Below are 15,120 nucleotides of genomic sequence, written 5' to 3' on the forward strand. Positions count from 1 at the left end.
AGCAAGACAATGCCTAAGCGTATTCTTACCGGTACTGTCACCTCCGACAAGACCGATAAAACCGTGACCGTTCTGGTCGAGCGTAAGGTGAAACACCCCCTCTACGGGAAGATCATCCGCCGCTCGAAGAAGTATCACGCGCATGACGAAACCAATGAATTCACAGTTGGTGATATTGTGCGGATTGAAGAAACCAAACCGATCTCCAAAACCAAGACATGGGCCGTTAAGGACCGTGTTGTGGCTGGCGGAGTTCAAGCGGTTGAAGCTGATCTCGATGTCGAGGCAGCTGGTAACTAATTGACGCGCCCTCCTCTGGTGGAGGGCAAATTGACGATGGAACTGCTGAGCCCCGGTCACAGTCGGGTGTCCCAGCAAGCCTAGAGAAGGAAACGGATCCATGATCCAGATGCAATCCAATCTCGACGTCGCGGATAATAGCGGCGCTAAGCGCGTCCAGTGCATTAAAGTACTGGGCGGCTCTAAGCGCCGGTTTGCCTCCGTTGGCGACGTGATCGTGGTCTCTGTTAAAGAGGCCCAGCCGCGCGCAAAGGTGAAAAAAGGCGACGTACACCGTGCCGTCATCGTGCGCACCAAGAAGGACGTTCGTCGTAAAGACGGCAGCGTCATTCGCTTCGATAGCAATGCTGCTGTTCTGGTGAATAAGAGCGAAGAGCCAATCGGCACTCGTATCTTTGGTCCAGTGGTTCGCGAGCTTCGTGGCCGCGGCTTTATGAAGATTATCTCACTTGCTCCGGAGGTGCTCTAAAATGGGTGCTGCAAAGATCAAAAAGGGCGACGAAGTCGTTGTCCTGTCGGGTAAAGACAAGGGCCGTAAAGGCACCGTCAGCCAAGTCATGCCGAAAGATGGCAAAGTCATCGTTGAAGGCGTGAACGTTGCAACCCGTCACCGCAAGCCAAGCCAGACCAACCCGCAAGGTGGCATCGAGCGTTTTCCTGCTCCGATGGATATCTCAAAGGTTGCAGTGGCTGATCCCAAGGATGGTTCACCCACCCGCGTTCGTTTCGAAGAAAAGGACGGCAAGAAGGTGCGTGTAGCTGTAAAGAGTGGGGAAACGATCGATGGCTGATTATACACCACGTCTTAAGTCCAAGTTTGAGGACGAAATCGTCAAGGCGATGACTGAGAAGTTTGGTTACACCAACCGTCTTCAGGTCCCGTCAATCGAAAAGATCACCCTCAACATGGGTGTTGGCGAAGCAAGCCAGGATAAGAAAAAGATCCAGACGGCTGCTGAAGAAATGGCTCTGATTGCTGGTCAAAAGCCGGTGATCACCCGCGCGAAGAAATCAATTGCGCAGTTTAAGCTGCGTGATGGCATGCCCATCGGTTGTAAGGTGAACCTTCGCCGCATTCGCATGTACGAATTTCTTGATCGTCTTGTGACCATCGCAATGCCGCGTATTCGCGACTTTCGTGGTCTCAACCCCAACTCGTTCGACGGCCGTGGCAACTATGCCATGGGTATCAAAGAGCAGATCATCTTCCCAGAGATCTCTTACGATAAGATCGATAAGGTCCGGGGTATGGACATCATCGTGACCACCACCGCCAATACTGACGAAGAAGCTCGTGAGCTTCTGCGCCTGTTTGGCTTCCCTTTTGAAGGTGAAGCTGGCGATCAGAAAGAGGCGGCGTAAGCCGTCTCATGACAGCAATTTTTTAGGAAGAGAGCTTAAGTCCCATGGCGAAACTGAGTTCGATCAATAAGAACGAGAAGCGTAAAAAGCTCGTTCAGAAGTATGCAGCGAAGTACGAGAAGCTGAAGGCAATCGCGAATGACGAGAGCCTTGATGAAGGTGAGCGCCTTATGGCCCGTCTGAAAATGGCTGAACTTCCCCGCAATGCAAACCCAACGCGCGTACGCAACCGCTGCGCCACCACCGGCCGCCCGCGCGGCTATTATCGCAAGTTCGGTATCAATCGTATTGAACTTCGTAATCTCGGCAACCGGGGAATGATCCCTGGTCTGACCAAGTCGAGCTGGTGAGGAATTAACAGATGGCTATGACCGATCCACTGGGTGATATGCTCACCCGCATCCGCAACGGCCAACGTGCGAAGAAGGATAGCGTTGTCTCTCCGGCTTCTAAGTTGCGTGCGAACGTTCTCGAAGTGCTTACTCGTGAAGGCTACATCCGTGGCTATTCCGACGATGCTTCGGGCAAGCACCCACAGCTGCGCATTGAGCTGAAGTATTTCGAAGGCGAGCCTGCGATTAAGCATGTTGCTCGCGTATCCAAGCCTGGCCGGCGCGTCTATTCAGGAAGCCAAGAGCTTCCGACTGTTCGCAACGGCCTTGGCATCACCATCGTCTCGACCCCGCGCGGTGTCCTTTCGGACAACGAAGCCCGCGAAAACAAGGTCGGCGGCGAAGTGCTTGCGGAGGTCTTCTGATGAGCCGCATTGGTAAAAAAGCGGTCAGCATCCCTGCGGGTGTGACGGCAGAACTCAAAGACGGCGCGCTTAGCGTAAAGGGGCCGAAAGGCACTCTTTCGATGGGCCTGTCCGATTTGATCACATATAAGATCGAAGACGGCGAAATCGCTGTGAGCCCGGCGAATGACAGCAAGCAGGCACGCTCCTTCTGGGGCATGCAGCGCACGCTGGTAGCGAACCTGGTTGAAGGCGTGACGGATGGTTTCTCCAAGACTTTGGAAATCTCCGGTGTTGGTTATCGTGCTAAAGCGCAGGGCAAGACGCTCAAGCTTGAGCTTGGTTTCAGCCACGACGTCAATCTGGCAGTGCCAGAAGGTCTCGAAGTTAAGACGCCCGATCAGACCACTGTGGAAGTGAGCGGCACCGATAAACAGGCCGTTGGCCAGTTTGCTGCTGAAATCCGCAAATGGCGCAAGCCTGAGCCTTACAAAGGCAAGGGTATCAAGTATCGCGGCGAGTATATCTTCCGCAAGGAAGGGAAGAAGAAGTAAGATGGCAAAACTATCTCTCTTTGAACGTCGCCGTCGCCGCGTGCGTACCGCTTTGCGGGCACGGGCTGGTGGCAAGCCACGCCTTTCGGTGCACCGCACTGGTCGCCACATCTACGCTCAGGTCATTGACGATGCTGCGGGTAAAACCGTTGCAGCTGCCTCGACCCTTGGGGCGAAGAAATCAGGCGCCAATGTCGATGCCGCTACCCAAGTGGGTAAAGACATCGCAGCGGCAGCTAAAAAGGCTGGCGTTACCACTGTCGTGTTCGATCGCGGCGGGTTCCTGTTTCATGGTCGCGTAAAAGCGCTGGCCGATGCCGCTCGTGAAGGCGGGTTGGAGTTCTAATGATGGCTGACGAAAACAAGACACCAGAAAACGCCCCAGAGACAGCGGGCGCTCCAGCCGAAGCAGCAGCTGCACCAGAGGCAGCTCCTGCAGAAGCGGCGCCTGCTGCGCAAGCAGCTCCGGCTGAGGCGGCTCCTGCCGCTCCGGCTGAAGAACAACAACGTGGCCGTGGTGGCCGTGGTCGCGGTGGTAACAACCGTGATGGCGGCGGTCGGGGCCGTGGTCGTGGCCGTGGCCGCGACAATAAGCGCGAAGAAGAAGATGATGGCATCATCGAGAAGCTCGTCCACATCAACCGTGTTTCTAAGACGGTTAAGGGTGGTAAGCGCTTCGGCTTTGCAGCTCTCGTAGTGGTTGGCGATGGTCAGGGCCGTGTTGGCTTTGGCCACGGTAAAGCCCGCGAAGTTCCAGAGGCGATCACCAAGGCAACCGCTGCGGCTCGCAAGAAGATGATCCGCGTTCCTTTGAAAGAAGGCCGCACGCTTCACCATGACGGCAATGGCCGTTTCGGTGCTGGCAAGGTGACCCTTCGTACAGCGCCTCCGGGTACTGGCATCATCGCCGGTGGCCCAATGCGTGCTGTGTTTGAAAGCCTCGGCGTTGCAGACGTTGTGACTAAATCGGTTGGTACTTCAAACCCATACAACATGATCCGCGCAACCTTCGACGCGCTTAGCGATCAGACTTCACCGAAGTCTGTGGCTCAGCGTCGCGGTAAGAAAGTTGCCGACCTTTTGGGTCGTGGCGGTGCCAGCGAAGCTGAAGCGGCAGTCGATGCTGCGGCAGTAGTGGAGTAATTCATCATGGCTACCATCAAAATCAAGCAGATTGGTTCGCCGATCCGTCGTCCAGAGAGCCAACGTCAGATCCTTATCGGTCTTGGCCTCAACAAGATGCACAAAGTCGTGACACGTCAGGACACCCCTGAAGTTCGCGGCGCGATCGCAAAGATCCCGCATCTGGTGACTGTTGTCGACTAAGCTCGGTGCAAGATTAACATTCAAGAGGGCCCGTCATGCACATGCGCATGGCGGGCCCTCTTTGCGTTTAGGCCGGAGAGTAGAACCAGGGTGACGGTTTCCGGGGCTGGTCACTGATGAAGCGGGGTGTTACGTCCAATTCAACCGTAGAACGGTTCAGGGGCTGAAATTTTGGAGCATTCTCGGGTCTTAGGGGCGTTGGCCGCACTGGCGTTTGGTTGCGCGGTGGCTGGATGTACGCCGTCCGTCTATCCGAAGGATCGCGGCTTTGAAGAGATGCTCAAAACCACCAAAGATATTGCGCTGGGGCGGGGATTTTCGCGAAAACATGGGCAAGCATCAGGTTATCTTGATAGCCGCCAAACCAATGTGTCATGGTTCGATCTTGAGGCGGACCAAGATTTCCTTTTCGTCGGACTATGCGGCCCCGCTTGTTCAGACCTTGATCTTGAAGTGTTTGATAGCGAAGGATTTGTGCTGGCAGGCGACACTCTTGACGACAATATCCCGATCATTGAACTTCGCCCCGATCAAGGCGGCCGCTTTTCGGTAGGCGCTCGGATGATTATTTGCGACCGGGAACCGTGCGTGTTCGCCTATGGTGTGTATCGTAAATAGCCCCTTCGGAGCGGGTTTCTCACGTAAGAAAATTTTTCTTTCGGTTATTTGCGCAAATGCTGCTATAGGGCGCGTGCTGACGTCGAAATTTGCGACGGACTTCGGATTTTTGACGACCGCCATGTGGTTTCGGTTACTACGGCGCAGAAGACGACGACTTCCTTTCATCTAACGATTTGATGCACGACCGCAGCGCATGTTGCGTTGCGGCAATCTTAAAGTGTTCTTGAAAGGAACCATTATGAGCAAGACCGGAACAGTGAAGTTCTTCAACACCGACAAAGGCTATGGTTTCATCCAGCCTGACGACGGTTCAAACGACAGCTTCGTCCACATCAGCGCCGTGCAAGCCGCTGGCATGCAAACGCTCGATAAAGAACAGCGCCTCAACTACGAAGTTGAAACTGGCAAGAACGGCAAAGAAAGCGCCGTGAACCTGTCAGCTGCTGACTAAGCAACGTTACGGAATTCTCCCGCGCCCCAAACCGCAACATGTTTGATCTGCGGCGCGGGAGAATTGCCAATCCCTCCCACCAAACCAAGATTGAGAGGCGTGTCATGGCCGCAACGTTTGAGTTTTATGATGCCAGAGCCAATGAAGCTGCGAAGGCAGCGCAAGAGGCCACTCTTGAAAATGTGAGGGAGCGCAACCTTCGCGCGGAAAAGACTTGGCGAGCGCTCGCCGACCAGTCGCGCAAAGCAGCGCATGACCGCGAAAAGCTAGAAACCGAGAAAGCCGCCCGCCGCGAAGCAGAAGCGCAGGCTGAGGCGCAGGCCGAAGCTGGCGAGGGTTGAGGGCTAGGTAGCAGGCGAGGGCGGTCTTTCGTTTTGTGTATGCCTTATGCGATGTATAGCTGGGTCAATTTTGTGCGAGAGCTATTGTGAGTAAACGCTGCAATCTCGCCGAAACGGCTCGACAACGTCTGCTAATTTGGTCTGTGCACTATCTTTTACAGCTACGAGCTTATTCAATTCGACTTCACGCCAGGCGTGCATCAAATGGAGCTTCCGATGTCTAAAACAAAGTTTGGTCTATCTGCTCTTCTCATGGCAAGTTTAGTGACTCTTGCACCGTCTTCGTCTTTTGCGCAGGAAGACGATCGAGAGTTGATGCAGAACCAGCTGAGCGAGTTCCAAAAAGAGTTTGAGGGCTATCCGAAGGAGCTCAAGAAGCACTTCGGGTCTCTTGCCAACGCTCAGACTGAAACCTTTATCGTCGAGCTGGAAGCGGGTAAAGAATACGCTTTTGCAGGAACATGCGGAAATGCATGCGCAGATTTTGATCTTGTCTTGACGGATGATGAGCGGTTTGAGGTCGAGGTTGACGCCCAACCCACTGATTTGCCTCTGATTATATTCACTTCAGAGAAGACCGGTTTGTATAGCCTGCGGAGCAAGATGATCCGGTGCTATGACGATACATGCCCCTTCGCTGTTGGCGTGTATAGCAATTAGACTTAGCAAGCTGGCGAACTAGGAAGATACCACACTTCCCCCTTGCGCCCCTGCCAACTCTCCGCTATCCGCGCGCCTTCTAAATAGCGCGTTGCCCCATGGTGGGGCCGTACTGAAAGCGAAAGCGAGTGCAACGATGAAACTCAACGACATCCGTGACAATGATGGTGCCCGTAAGGGGCGTATGCGTGTGGGCCGTGGTATCGGTTCTGGCAAAGGCAAAACTGCTGCACGCGGTCAAAAGGGTCAAAAATCCCGTTCCGGTGTAGCGATTAAAGGCTTTGGCGGTGGTCAAATGCCGCTTCACATGCGTCTGCCAAAGCGCGGGTTCAACAACCCGTTTGGTAAAGATCACGCAGAAGTGAACATCGGCATGGTCCAAAAATGGATCGATGCGAAGAAAATCGACGCCAAGAAAGACATCACTGAAGCAGTTCTTCGTGAAACCGGCCTTGCCCGCGGCGGCAAAGACGGTGTGCGTCTTCTGGGCAAAGGCGAGCTTAAAGCGAAAGCCAAATTCGTCGTCACTGGCGCCACCAAAGGCGCGATTGCTGCTGTTGAAAAAGCTGGCGGCAGCGTCGAAGTGACTGCTCCTGCAGAAGCGGCAGCTGACGCGGAGTAAGCCTGGATTTATCACCCCGAAGCCTCGATTGAGCGCTTCGGGATGATGAAAAGTTCACCACAGGGTTCGACAAGCGGGCCTGTGGTTCCTATCTAGGCCCTCTCAGTTGGCTTCTCCTTGGGGATACCCCCAAAGGACACCCATAGGATCGACACCGAAAATGGCTTCACGCGCCGATAATATCGCAAGCAATTTGAACCTGGGTAATTTTGCTCAGGCGACTGAACTGCGTCAACGAATCTGGTTCACCATTGGTGCGCTGATCGTGTTCCGCTTCTTGAGCTTTGTGCCATTGCCCGGGATCAACCCGCTGGCCTTGGACCAATTGGCTCAGCAGAACCAAGGTACGATCCTTGACATGTTCAACATGTTCACCGGCGGCGCTTTGGCGAATATGAGCCTGATCGCTCTTGGTGTGATGCCGTATATTACGGCCTCGATCGTTGTGCAGATGGCATCGGCGCTTCACCCGACGTTGACCGCTCTTAAGAAGGAGGGCGCCACCGGGCGTCAGAAGCTCAACCAATACACCCGTTACGGCACGGTTTTCCTATGCGCCATTCAAGGGTATTTCCTTGCCACCGGCCTTGAAAGCTATGCCGGTCAACAGGGCATTCAAGCCGTGGTTGAGCCGGGCTATATGTTCCGCATGGGCGCGGTGATCAGCCTTGTTGGCGGCACTATGTTCCTTCTGTGGCTGGGTGAGCAGATTACCTCGCGCGGGATCGGTAACGGCGTTTCGCTCATCATTATGGCGGGTATCGTTGCCCAGTTCCCTGTGTTCGCAATGAACATGTTTGAAGGAGGCCGCACCGGTTCGATTGCTCCTGGCATTATCATTGCTTTCATCGTGATGGTTGTCGGCCTGATCCTCCTCATTTCATGGGTTGAGCGTGCGCAGCGGCGTCTGCTTATCCAATACCCAAAACGCGCAACCCAGCGCGGCATGATGCAGGCGGATCGCTCGCACATGCCTTTGAAACTCAACACGGCCGGCGTTATTCCGCCGATCTTTGCAAGTTCGCTGCTGTTGCTCCCGCTGACGATCAGCTCGTTTGCGGGACAGTCGCTCGATACCACTTCGACATCGGGCAGCCTTATCCAGTCGACGCTTCAATATCTTCAACACGGTCAACCGCTTTACATGACCTTGTATGCGGTCGGCATTGTCTTCTTCTGCTTCTTTTACACTGCGGTTGTGTTCGACCCTGAAGAGCATGCAGAGAATTTGAAGAAGAACGGCGGCTTTATTCCGGGCATTCGTCCGGGCAAGCGTACGGCTGAATATCTTGAATACGTCCTTACACGGATCACCGTTGTGGGCGCAGCGTATCTGACCTTCGTTTGTGTTGTACCAGAGTACATGATCGCACAGACCGGCATTCCGCTCTTCTTGGGTGGGACCAGCCTTCTGATTGTGGTGAACGTGACAGTGGACACGATCAGCCAAGTGCAATCGCATCTCTTGGCGCACCAATATGGTGACCTTATCAAGAAAGCGAAGCTCAAAGGCCGGATGCGCTAGAAGCTATCGAGAGCGATAATCGAAAATGCCGCGGTCACCTTCGAGAGCTGCGCGGAAAAATTAGGGGCGTTTCGTGAATATCATTCTTCTTGGTCCTCCCGGTGCTGGTAAGGGTACGCAAAGTGCTGGCTTGGTTGAACGCCACGGCATGAAGCAGCTCTCGACCGGCGATATGCTTCGCGCTGCGGTCAAGGCACAGACGCCGGTTGGTCTGGCGGCGAAGGCGGTGATGGATCGCGGTGAGCTGGTATCGGATGAAATTGTCTCGAACCTGATCGACGAAAATCTTGCCGCTATGCCTGCGGATCAAGGCGCGATCTTTGATGGTTATCCGCGCACGGCTGCTCAAGGTGAACAACTCGATGCGCTTTTGGCAAAGCACGGTCGCAAGCTTCATCATGTGATTGAACTTGGCGTTGATATTGACGCATTGGTTGAGCGGATTACGGGACGTTTTTCGTGTGCGAATTGTGGGGCACTGTACCACGATACGGCCAACACCCCTTCGAAAGAGGGCGTTTGCGACAATTGCGGGCACACCGAATTTAAACGTCGGCCCGACGACAATGAAGAGACTGTGCGCACTCGCAACAATGAATATCGCGAAAAGACTGCACCGATCCTTCCGGGCTATGAAGCGCGCGGGATTGTGAAGCGCGTTGATGGGATGGCGGACATCGACGTCGTTGCAGGCGCGATCGACGCTGTCCTTGCTGGGTAATTTTCAAGTCCAGAGCGCATCCGGGCTTTTCAGGGCGCACGTGATCTCCTAATCCTAGGCTACCTTGGAGGAGATCTGTTTTGCATCGTATTCACCGTTCGCTCGTGGTTGCCATTGGCGCTGTCCTTGCCGCGAGCGCTTCGCCAGTTTTGGCGGAGGTTGTCGAAGTCCACGATGACCATTTCATCACCCGCAATGAGGCTATTGTCGATGCCAGCGCCAAGGAAGCTTGGCTTGCGTTGATCAGTCCGGCGCGGTGGTGGTCAGGTGAACACACGTGGTCGGCGGATGCCGCCAATCTAAAGCTCACTCCCCAAGCCGGCGGCTGCTTCTGTGAGACCATACCGGAAGTTAACGAGCCGGGGCGCTTCACGCTTCAAGGCAGCGTTGAACATATGCGGGTGATCCAAGCCTATCCCGAAGTGGCGCTGCGCATGTCGGGCGCGCTTGGACCGCTGCAAAGCGAACCAGTGACCGGCATCCTCACCATTGCGATGAGCGATGTCGAGCCGGGCGAAGACGGCTCTGAGCGCACGCGGATTGTTTGGGAGTACAATGTCGCCGGAAAGATGCGCTACCCTCTGCCTGTGATCTCGCAGGCAGTGGACGGGGTTATGACATTACAGCTGACCCAGCTTGCCGAGGTGCTAGGCGTAGTGGAGGCCCCCAAAATCAGCGGCGCCGGTGAAGATGCCCAAAGTGAAGCAGACGGCGACGAGGCATCGACGATCGAAGCCGAGGCCGTTTTAGACGAGGGCACCATTGGCGAAGAGAGTTCAAACGCCAACGCGCCAGAAAGCCCAAGCGTTGATGAGGCGTTTGGCGATCTTGGCGCTGGCAACGGTTGAGATTCGGGCGTTTTTTGACCGGTCTGCGCTGTTCGTGTATTAAAGGCTTGTAATCCACTGGCGGCTGCACATTTTGGCGGTTCGCATGATTATCTGCGTCTTGCGGTTGACGTGTAGTTTTAAAGACCGTAAGCGCGCGTCTATTCGATATTTCGATTCTTGTCTGGCAAGCGCTGCCTATCTGTAGTGCAACCCGGACTTTTTGTTGTCTTGGCAGCGTTTCGGAATGATGAATAATTTTAGCGTCGAGATAAAGGTCGGTGACCATTCACCCAAACCTTTGTGGAGCATGGAGAATTAAGTGGCTCGTATTGCCGGGGTAAACATCCCCACCAACAAGCGTGTTATTATCGCGCTTACCTATATTCACGGGATTGGCCGCACAACGGCTGTCCAAATCGCTGACAAGCTTGGCATTGCGCATTCTGCACGGGTGCAAGATCTTACCGATGAGGAAGTTCTTCGCATTCGTGAGACGATTGATGCTGATCATCAGGTGGAAGGCGACCTTCGCCGTGACACCGCGATGAACATCAAGCGTTTGATGGATCTGCGCTCATACCGCGGCCTTCGTCACCGTAATGGTCTGCCTGTTCGCGGCCAGCGCACTCACACCAATGCCCGCACCCGTAAGGGTAAGGCGAAGCCGATTGCAGGCAAGAAGAAGTAAGCTTGAGCTTTACGCTCTTGAGCTCCTTCGCACGAGTTAAAGGAATATAGAAAATGGCACGCGAACCCGGAAAAGTCAGGAAGCGCGACAGAAAGAACATCAGTAGTGGTGTTGCTCACATTAATGCGAGCTTCAACAATACGATGATCACCATCACCGATGCACAAGGCAATGCGATCAGCTGGTCTTCTGCAGGTATGATGGGCTTCAAAGGCAGCCGTAAATCCACCCCGTACGCCGCACAGGTTGCAGCGGACGACGCAGGTAAGAAGGCTGCTGAACACGGCGTACGTACGCTTGAAGTCGAAGTTAAAGGCCCAGGTTCTGGCCGTGAGAGCGCGCTTCGCGGTCTTGCAGCTGTTGGCTTTAACATCACTTCGATCCGCGATGTGACGCCGATCCCGCACAATGGTGTGCGTCCTTCTAAACGGCGCCGGGTCTAATCCGACGCTGATCCGATTGAGGAGGGCGGGCCGCCCGATGCGGTCCATCCTCTCCAACGGGTTCATTTGCTGCTGACGAGCGCTTTGAACCCGCACTTTGAAATCGAACCGCTAACGTAAGCGAATTAGGGGAAATCCATGTCCGTCAATATGAAGAACTGGCAGGAACTGAAGAAACCCAACGCTCTCGAAATTAAAGAAGGCAGCGATCAAAAGCGCAAAACTACCTTCGTCGCCGAACCGCTGGAACGCGGCTTTGGTCTGACGCTTGGTAACGCTTTGCGCCGTGTCCTTCTTTCGTCGCTTCAGGGCGCGGCGATCACCTCGATCAAGATTGAGAACGTGCTCCACGAATTCTCATCGCTCGCAGGTGTGCGTGAGGACATCACCGATATGGTCCTCAATGTGAAGCAGATTGCTCTTAAGATGGAAGGCGAAGGACCAAAGCGTCTTCAGCTTTCTGTGACGGGCCCTGCTGAAGTTAAAGCTGGCGACATTGCTGTCACTGGTGACATCGAAGTGATGAACAAAGACCTCGTTCTTTGCCATCTCGACGAAGGTGCGACGCTCAACATGGAGCTGACCGCTGACGTAGGCAAAGGCTATTCGCCTGCGGTGGCCAACCGTCCGGCTGATGCGCCGATCGGCCTTATTCCAGTGGACTCGCTTTACTCTCCTGTTCGTCAGGTGAGCTATAAGGTTGAGAACGCTCGTGTTGGTCAAGAGCTTGACTATGACAAGCTCAGCCTCACCGTTGAAACCGATGGCACAGTCACACCTGAAGATGCAGTGGCTTATGCTGCGCGCATTTTGCAGGACCAACTGACCCTCTTCGTACACTTCGAAGACGGAATTCCGCAGCCTCAATCACAGATGATCGGTCAAGCAGCGACCCCGCAAGAGGACGATGCCAACCAACTCAATCGGTACCTTCTCAAGAAGGTGGACGAGCTGGAATTGTCGGTTCGTTCGGCAAACTGCCTCAAGAACGACAACATCATCTACATCGGCGATTTGGTTCAAAAGACCGAAGCCGAGATGCTGCGTACCCCGAACTTTGGCCGCAAATCTTTGAACGAGATCAAAGAAGTGTTGTCATCCATGGGTCTGCGCCTCGGAATGGACATCCCCGGATGGCCACCTGAGAACATCGAAGAAATGGCTAAGAAGCTCGAGCAAGAACTGCTTGGTTAAGCCTCTGGGCTAATCTAGGTATCGGCGGCGCACCTCCAAAGATCTGGGAAGCGCCGCCAGTACTGGGCTACCTGATACGGGCCCCTTACAAACAAGGAATTGAATAATGCGTCACGGAATTTCACAGCGTAAGCTTTCGCGTAAGTCGGGCCACCGTAAGGCTCTTTTCCGCAATATGTCGGCGGCTCTCATCAAACATGAGCAGATCGTTACGACTGCGCCAAAGGCGAAGGAACTGCGTCCCTACATCGAAAAACTCATCACGCTGGCCAAGCATGGCGGTCTTTCAAATCGCCGCCTTGCGATGGGCCGTCTTCAGGACGAAACACAGCTTAAGAAGCTGTTCGACATTCTGGCTGAGCGTTACAAAGACCGGGATGGTGGCTACACCCGTGTGATCAAAGCGGGCCCGCGCGCCAGCGACAGCGCGCAAATGGCCGTTATCGAGTTGGTCGACCGCGACGAAGATGCACGTGGTCAAGACTCTGGCCCAGACATGAGCCAAGTTGACGAGTATTCAGAAGCAGAAGCGGCTGCATAAGCGCATCTTCTAGCATACGAGATTAAGTGGCTGGTGGAGCGATCCACCGGCCCCTTTTCTTTTGAGCGCGCGCGGCTAGTGTGCGGACCTATGAAGAAACTGATCCTTGCCGCAACGGCTCTCGCCCTAAGCACCACCGTCACTACAAGCATCTCTGCCCAAAGCGCGCAAGAGCGTCTCGATGATCGCTACAACCGTGCGCTTGCGGCGGGGTATAAGGCGCTCTTTATGTGCAGTGCCATCTCTCATGCAGAGGCAAATGGTACGTCGCGCACAGCTGAAAGCGTAATGGAGTGGGAGCTCACCGGCATTCAGGCTCCGCTTGATCAAATGGTCCGAGAAATGCCGTTTGAGATTGTGCGACATGACAATGGCACAGTCGAACGCGTGAAGGTCGAGTGGGCAGAAGATTCTCAACCTCGCGCCGCCATCCACTTAGACAACGACCGTGGATGCGCTCTCAACCCGATCATGGGGCCGGGCCATTACTATGGGCGTCCCGCCAACGCGGTGCAAAGCCGGATGCGTCGATACCAGAGCATTGCCGAGGCACCACGAGCACTTCGACCTTCTTTTGAAAGGGCGTTCTCTGGCGCATATGGGGAGGAAGCAAGGACCACCACGGTTCTGGTCCGCCATAACGGCAAAAACGTGGGCGAGCGTTATGTAAAAGGGTTCGATCACGCTACGCCTCAGCGCACGTGGTCGGTCGCGAAAAGTATCGCTGCGACGGTGGTCGGCGCGGCGGTCCAGCGCGGCGATGCCGATGTCGGGAACTCGGCTGACCTAGGTTTCAAGCGCGGCGAACCACGCGCAGAGATAACAATCGACCATGCTCTCCGGATGGCTTCGGGGCGCTACACCGACACGCCGGGAAATCGGACCGATCCGCTTTATTGGGGCGGGGCAAGCATATTGGAGACCGCACTCGATTGGCCTTTGGTCTATAAGCCTGGGACAGTTTATCGTTACGCAAACAATGATACACTTGCCGCTGTCCAGGCGATTGCAGGCACTTTCGAAGATCACCCACCTTCCGAGTTGTTTGCCAAATTGGGCATGACGCACACAGTCGCAGAGATTGATTGGCGCGGTCAGTACATCATGTCGAGCCAAGCGTGGACCACCGCGCGTGACCTTGCAAAGCTTGGGCAACTCTACCTCAACGATGGCATGTGGGACGGAGAACGCATCCTGCCAGAAGGTTGGGCAGACTACGTGTCTGATCCCAGCGGTCCTCAGCCCGAAGGCACGCAATGGGGCTATGGCGCAGGGTGGTGGACATTCCGCCGGCCAGAGGGCAACGCGTTTGCAGGTATCCCCGATGACGCCTTCGCAGCTCGGGGCAACCGCGGGCAATATGTGGTCGTCGTCCCATCGCGCAATGTTGTGATCGTGCGCCGGGGTGAGGATATGGTGGGCACCCGCTTTGATATCGCCGCGTTCACCCGCGATGTGCTCGCAGCGCTCGAAGAGTGATTTTGAACTGTTCAGATAATGAGCTAGTTATCTGAACGTAGTCTGCAAGTCTTGCTCAGACTCACCTCAGCTCCGTTCATCTAGAAGGGCCTCACAGTGAACGGGGATGGTCCTCGTCACTGAAAACCCGAGGATGAACCGACATGACTGATCTTACAAAGACACTCACCAAGGCAACGCTCGGGACTGTCGCGGCTGGCGCGATGGCCCTAGCGTCCGCAACTCCTGCTATGGCTCAGGATCGCCACCGTGATGGCGGCGTCGATGCAGGTGATGTGATCGCTGGCGCAGTTATCATTGGCGGTATCGCTGCTCTGGCAGGCGCCTTTGATGGCAAGAAAGACCGCAGTTACAACAATAGCAGTTATCGCGGAAGCAATTACAACAACCGCAACTACCACAACACAGCCGCCTCTAGTCGAGGTGCAAGCCAACAAGCGATCCAACGCTGCATCCGTGTGGCTGAGCGTCAGGCTCAACGCTTTGGAGGCTATCGTTACGCCGATGTGACCCAAATCCGTGATGTTGATCGTACCCGTTACGGTTGGCGCGTGAAGGGCCGCTTGGAAGTGCAAGGTGCGCGCGGCTATCGTGGGCAGAACTCAGACCGAGGCCGGTTTACCTGCACCATTGACGGTCGTGGGAGCCCCCACATCGACTTCAAGAGCATTCGCGGCCTTTGATCTTCACAACTTTCCACCCACTGGATGTTTCTATATCCTAAGC

The 15,120-nt window shown here is 55.0% G+C and carries 24 protein-coding genes; all 24 read left to right on the forward strand.

The genetic code is table 11. The annotated features are described in order from the left end of the window. The first annotated feature begins 9 nt into the window (after positions 1–9). The 24 genes from rpsQ (at position 10) to ABJ205_RS13675 (ending at position 15,077) form a co-directional block, all read left to right on the forward strand. Positions 10–300: a 30S ribosomal protein S17 gene (rpsQ, locus tag ABJ205_RS13560; protein WP_348155274.1), complete on the forward strand. Its 291-nt coding sequence runs from the start codon at positions 10–12 to the stop codon at positions 298–300. 100 nt (positions 301–400) lie between these two features. Then, the gene (rplN, locus tag ABJ205_RS13565; protein ID WP_034958154.1) at positions 401–769 is read left to right on the forward strand and encodes a 50S ribosomal protein L14; all 369 of its coding nucleotides are present in this window, start codon (positions 401–403) and stop codon (positions 767–769) included. A gap of 1 nt (position 770) precedes the next feature. Continuing rightward, positions 771–1,091, forward strand: a complete 321-nt coding sequence (gene rplX, locus ABJ205_RS13570) for a 50S ribosomal protein L24 (RefSeq protein WP_348155276.1) — start codon at positions 771–773, stop codon at positions 1,089–1,091. Then, positions 1,084–1,662 (forward strand): 50S ribosomal protein L5, encoded by a 579-nt coding sequence (gene rplE, locus ABJ205_RS13575; RefSeq protein WP_348155279.1) that lies wholly within the window; start codon positions 1,084–1,086, stop codon positions 1,660–1,662. Before rplX ends, rplE begins: the two co-directional genes overlap by 8 nt. A 44-nt stretch (positions 1,663–1,706) precedes the next feature. After that, positions 1,707–2,012 (forward strand): 30S ribosomal protein S14, encoded by a 306-nt coding sequence (gene rpsN, locus ABJ205_RS13580; RefSeq protein ID WP_348155281.1) that lies wholly within the window; start codon positions 1,707–1,709, stop codon positions 2,010–2,012. Between the two features lie 11 nt (positions 2,013–2,023). Beyond that, positions 2,024–2,419: a 30S ribosomal protein S8 gene (rpsH, locus tag ABJ205_RS13585; protein ID WP_298304235.1), complete on the forward strand. Its 396-nt coding sequence runs from the start codon at positions 2,024–2,026 to the stop codon at positions 2,417–2,419. Continuing rightward, positions 2,419–2,952 (forward strand): 50S ribosomal protein L6, encoded by a 534-nt coding sequence (rplF, locus tag ABJ205_RS13590; protein WP_348155283.1) that lies wholly within the window; start codon positions 2,419–2,421, stop codon positions 2,950–2,952. Before rpsH ends, rplF begins: the two co-directional genes overlap by 1 nt. A gap of 1 nt (position 2,953) precedes the next feature. Next, complete coding sequence (gene rplR, locus ABJ205_RS13595; RefSeq protein ID WP_348155285.1) at positions 2,954–3,298, forward strand: 50S ribosomal protein L18; 345 nt, start codon at positions 2,954–2,956, stop codon at positions 3,296–3,298. Next, a complete protein-coding gene (gene rpsE, locus ABJ205_RS13600) occupies positions 3,298–4,095 on the forward strand; it encodes a 30S ribosomal protein S5 (protein ID WP_348155286.1) in 798 nt (265 codons plus the stop codon). The genes rplR and rpsE overlap by 1 nt, the downstream gene beginning before the upstream one ends. A gap of 6 nt (positions 4,096–4,101) precedes the next feature. Then, a complete protein-coding gene (gene rpmD / locus ABJ205_RS13605) occupies positions 4,102–4,278 on the forward strand; it encodes a 50S ribosomal protein L30 (protein WP_348155288.1) in 177 nt (58 codons plus the stop codon). A gap of 171 nt (positions 4,279–4,449) precedes the next feature. Beyond that, positions 4,450–4,896 (forward strand): hypothetical protein, encoded by a 447-nt coding sequence (locus ABJ205_RS13610; protein WP_348155290.1) that lies wholly within the window; start codon positions 4,450–4,452, stop codon positions 4,894–4,896. Positions 4,897–5,137: 241 nt separating this feature from the next. Continuing rightward, positions 5,138–5,350, forward strand: coding sequence for a cold-shock protein (locus ABJ205_RS13615; protein WP_298304248.1), 213 nt, complete (start codon positions 5,138–5,140; stop codon positions 5,348–5,350). 104 nt (positions 5,351–5,454) lie between these two features. Beyond that, a complete protein-coding gene (locus ABJ205_RS13620; protein WP_348155292.1) occupies positions 5,455–5,691 on the forward strand; it encodes a hypothetical protein in 237 nt (78 codons plus the stop codon). 216 nt (positions 5,692–5,907) lie between these two features. Beyond that, entirely contained in the window at positions 5,908–6,351 is a 444-nt protein-coding gene (locus ABJ205_RS13625) for a hypothetical protein (protein ID WP_348510066.1), read from the forward strand. Between the two features lie 136 nt (positions 6,352–6,487). Next, positions 6,488–6,973, forward strand: a complete 486-nt coding sequence (gene rplO, locus ABJ205_RS13630) for a 50S ribosomal protein L15 (RefSeq protein ID WP_348156226.1) — start codon at positions 6,488–6,490, stop codon at positions 6,971–6,973. Between the two features lie 160 nt (positions 6,974–7,133). After that, positions 7,134–8,498 carry a preprotein translocase subunit SecY gene (gene secY / locus ABJ205_RS13635; protein ID WP_348156229.1) on the forward strand — a complete coding sequence of 455 codons (1,365 nt, stop codon included), beginning with the start codon at positions 7,134–7,136 and terminating at the stop codon, positions 8,496–8,498. Positions 8,499–8,571: 73 nt separating this feature from the next. After that, positions 8,572–9,219, forward strand: a complete 648-nt coding sequence (locus tag ABJ205_RS13640; RefSeq protein ID WP_348156232.1) for an adenylate kinase — start codon at positions 8,572–8,574, stop codon at positions 9,217–9,219. Between the two features lie 80 nt (positions 9,220–9,299). Further along, entirely contained in the window at positions 9,300–10,067 is a 768-nt protein-coding gene (locus tag ABJ205_RS13645) for an SRPBCC family protein (RefSeq protein ID WP_348313026.1), read from the forward strand. A gap of 301 nt (positions 10,068–10,368) precedes the next feature. Further along, entirely contained in the window at positions 10,369–10,737 is a 369-nt protein-coding gene (gene rpsM / locus ABJ205_RS13650; RefSeq protein WP_034958128.1) for a 30S ribosomal protein S13, read from the forward strand. Positions 10,738–10,790: 53 nt separating this feature from the next. Next, on the forward strand, positions 10,791–11,180 hold the full coding sequence (rpsK, locus tag ABJ205_RS13655; RefSeq protein ID WP_348156238.1) for a 30S ribosomal protein S11: 390 nt from the start codon (positions 10,791–10,793) through the stop codon (positions 11,178–11,180). 138 nt (positions 11,181–11,318) lie between these two features. Further along, positions 11,319–12,374 carry a DNA-directed RNA polymerase subunit alpha gene (locus ABJ205_RS13660; RefSeq protein ID WP_348156241.1) on the forward strand — a complete coding sequence of 352 codons (1,056 nt, stop codon included), beginning with the start codon at positions 11,319–11,321 and terminating at the stop codon, positions 12,372–12,374. A gap of 106 nt (positions 12,375–12,480) precedes the next feature. Further along, on the forward strand, positions 12,481–12,915 hold the full coding sequence (rplQ, locus tag ABJ205_RS13665; protein ID WP_348156244.1) for a 50S ribosomal protein L17: 435 nt from the start codon (positions 12,481–12,483) through the stop codon (positions 12,913–12,915). Positions 12,916–13,005: 90 nt separating this feature from the next. Then, complete coding sequence (locus ABJ205_RS13670) at positions 13,006–14,394, forward strand: serine hydrolase (protein ID WP_348156246.1); 1,389 nt, start codon at positions 13,006–13,008, stop codon at positions 14,392–14,394. A 143-nt stretch (positions 14,395–14,537) separates the two neighbouring features. Then, the gene (locus tag ABJ205_RS13675; RefSeq protein ID WP_348156249.1) at positions 14,538–15,077 is read left to right on the forward strand and encodes a hypothetical protein; all 540 of its coding nucleotides are present in this window, start codon (positions 14,538–14,540) and stop codon (positions 15,075–15,077) included. Positions 15,078–15,120 lie beyond the last annotated feature (43 nt).

Source organism: Erythrobacter sp. (assembly GCF_039988855.1).
In the GTDB taxonomy this organism is placed as follows: domain Bacteria; phylum Pseudomonadota; class Alphaproteobacteria; order Sphingomonadales; family Sphingomonadaceae; genus Erythrobacter.

Bases quoted from the DNA above. Each gene is read 5' to 3' on its own strand.
- rpsQ (WP_348155274.1), top strand. From the start codon at position 10: ATGCCTAAGCGTATTCTTACCGGTACTGTCACCTCCGACAAGACCGAT.
- rplN (WP_034958154.1), top strand. From the start codon at position 401: ATGATCCAGATGCAATCCAATCTCGACGTCGCGGATAATAGCGGCGCT.
- rplX (WP_348155276.1), top strand. From the start codon at position 771: ATGGGTGCTGCAAAGATCAAAAAGGGCGACGAAGTCGTTGTCCTGTCG.
- rplE (WP_348155279.1), top strand. From the start codon at position 1,084: ATGGCTGATTATACACCACGTCTTAAGTCCAAGTTTGAGGACGAAATC.
- rpsN (WP_348155281.1), top strand. From the start codon at position 1,707: ATGGCGAAACTGAGTTCGATCAATAAGAACGAGAAGCGTAAAAAGCTC.
- rpsH (WP_298304235.1), top strand. From the start codon at position 2,024: ATGGCTATGACCGATCCACTGGGTGATATGCTCACCCGCATCCGCAAC.
- rplF (WP_348155283.1), top strand. From the start codon at position 2,419: ATGAGCCGCATTGGTAAAAAAGCGGTCAGCATCCCTGCGGGTGTGACG.
- rplR (WP_348155285.1), top strand. From the start codon at position 2,954: ATGGCAAAACTATCTCTCTTTGAACGTCGCCGTCGCCGCGTGCGTACC.
- rpsE (WP_348155286.1), top strand. From the start codon at position 3,298: ATGATGGCTGACGAAAACAAGACACCAGAAAACGCCCCAGAGACAGCG.
- rpmD (WP_348155288.1), top strand. From the start codon at position 4,102: ATGGCTACCATCAAAATCAAGCAGATTGGTTCGCCGATCCGTCGTCCA.
- ABJ205_RS13615 (WP_298304248.1), top strand. From the start codon at position 5,138: ATGAGCAAGACCGGAACAGTGAAGTTCTTCAACACCGACAAAGGCTAT.
- ABJ205_RS13620 (WP_348155292.1), top strand. From the start codon at position 5,455: ATGGCCGCAACGTTTGAGTTTTATGATGCCAGAGCCAATGAAGCTGCG.
- ABJ205_RS13625 (WP_348510066.1), top strand. From the start codon at position 5,908: ATGTCTAAAACAAAGTTTGGTCTATCTGCTCTTCTCATGGCAAGTTTA.
- rplO (WP_348156226.1), top strand. From the start codon at position 6,488: ATGAAACTCAACGACATCCGTGACAATGATGGTGCCCGTAAGGGGCGT.
- secY (WP_348156229.1), top strand. From the start codon at position 7,134: ATGGCTTCACGCGCCGATAATATCGCAAGCAATTTGAACCTGGGTAAT.
- rpsK (WP_348156238.1), top strand. From the start codon at position 10,791: ATGGCACGCGAACCCGGAAAAGTCAGGAAGCGCGACAGAAAGAACATC.
- ABJ205_RS13660 (WP_348156241.1), top strand. From the start codon at position 11,319: ATGTCCGTCAATATGAAGAACTGGCAGGAACTGAAGAAACCCAACGCT.
- rplQ (WP_348156244.1), top strand. From the start codon at position 12,481: ATGCGTCACGGAATTTCACAGCGTAAGCTTTCGCGTAAGTCGGGCCAC.
- ABJ205_RS13670 (WP_348156246.1), top strand. From the start codon at position 13,006: ATGAAGAAACTGATCCTTGCCGCAACGGCTCTCGCCCTAAGCACCACC.
- ABJ205_RS13675 (WP_348156249.1), top strand. From the start codon at position 14,538: ATGACTGATCTTACAAAGACACTCACCAAGGCAACGCTCGGGACTGTC.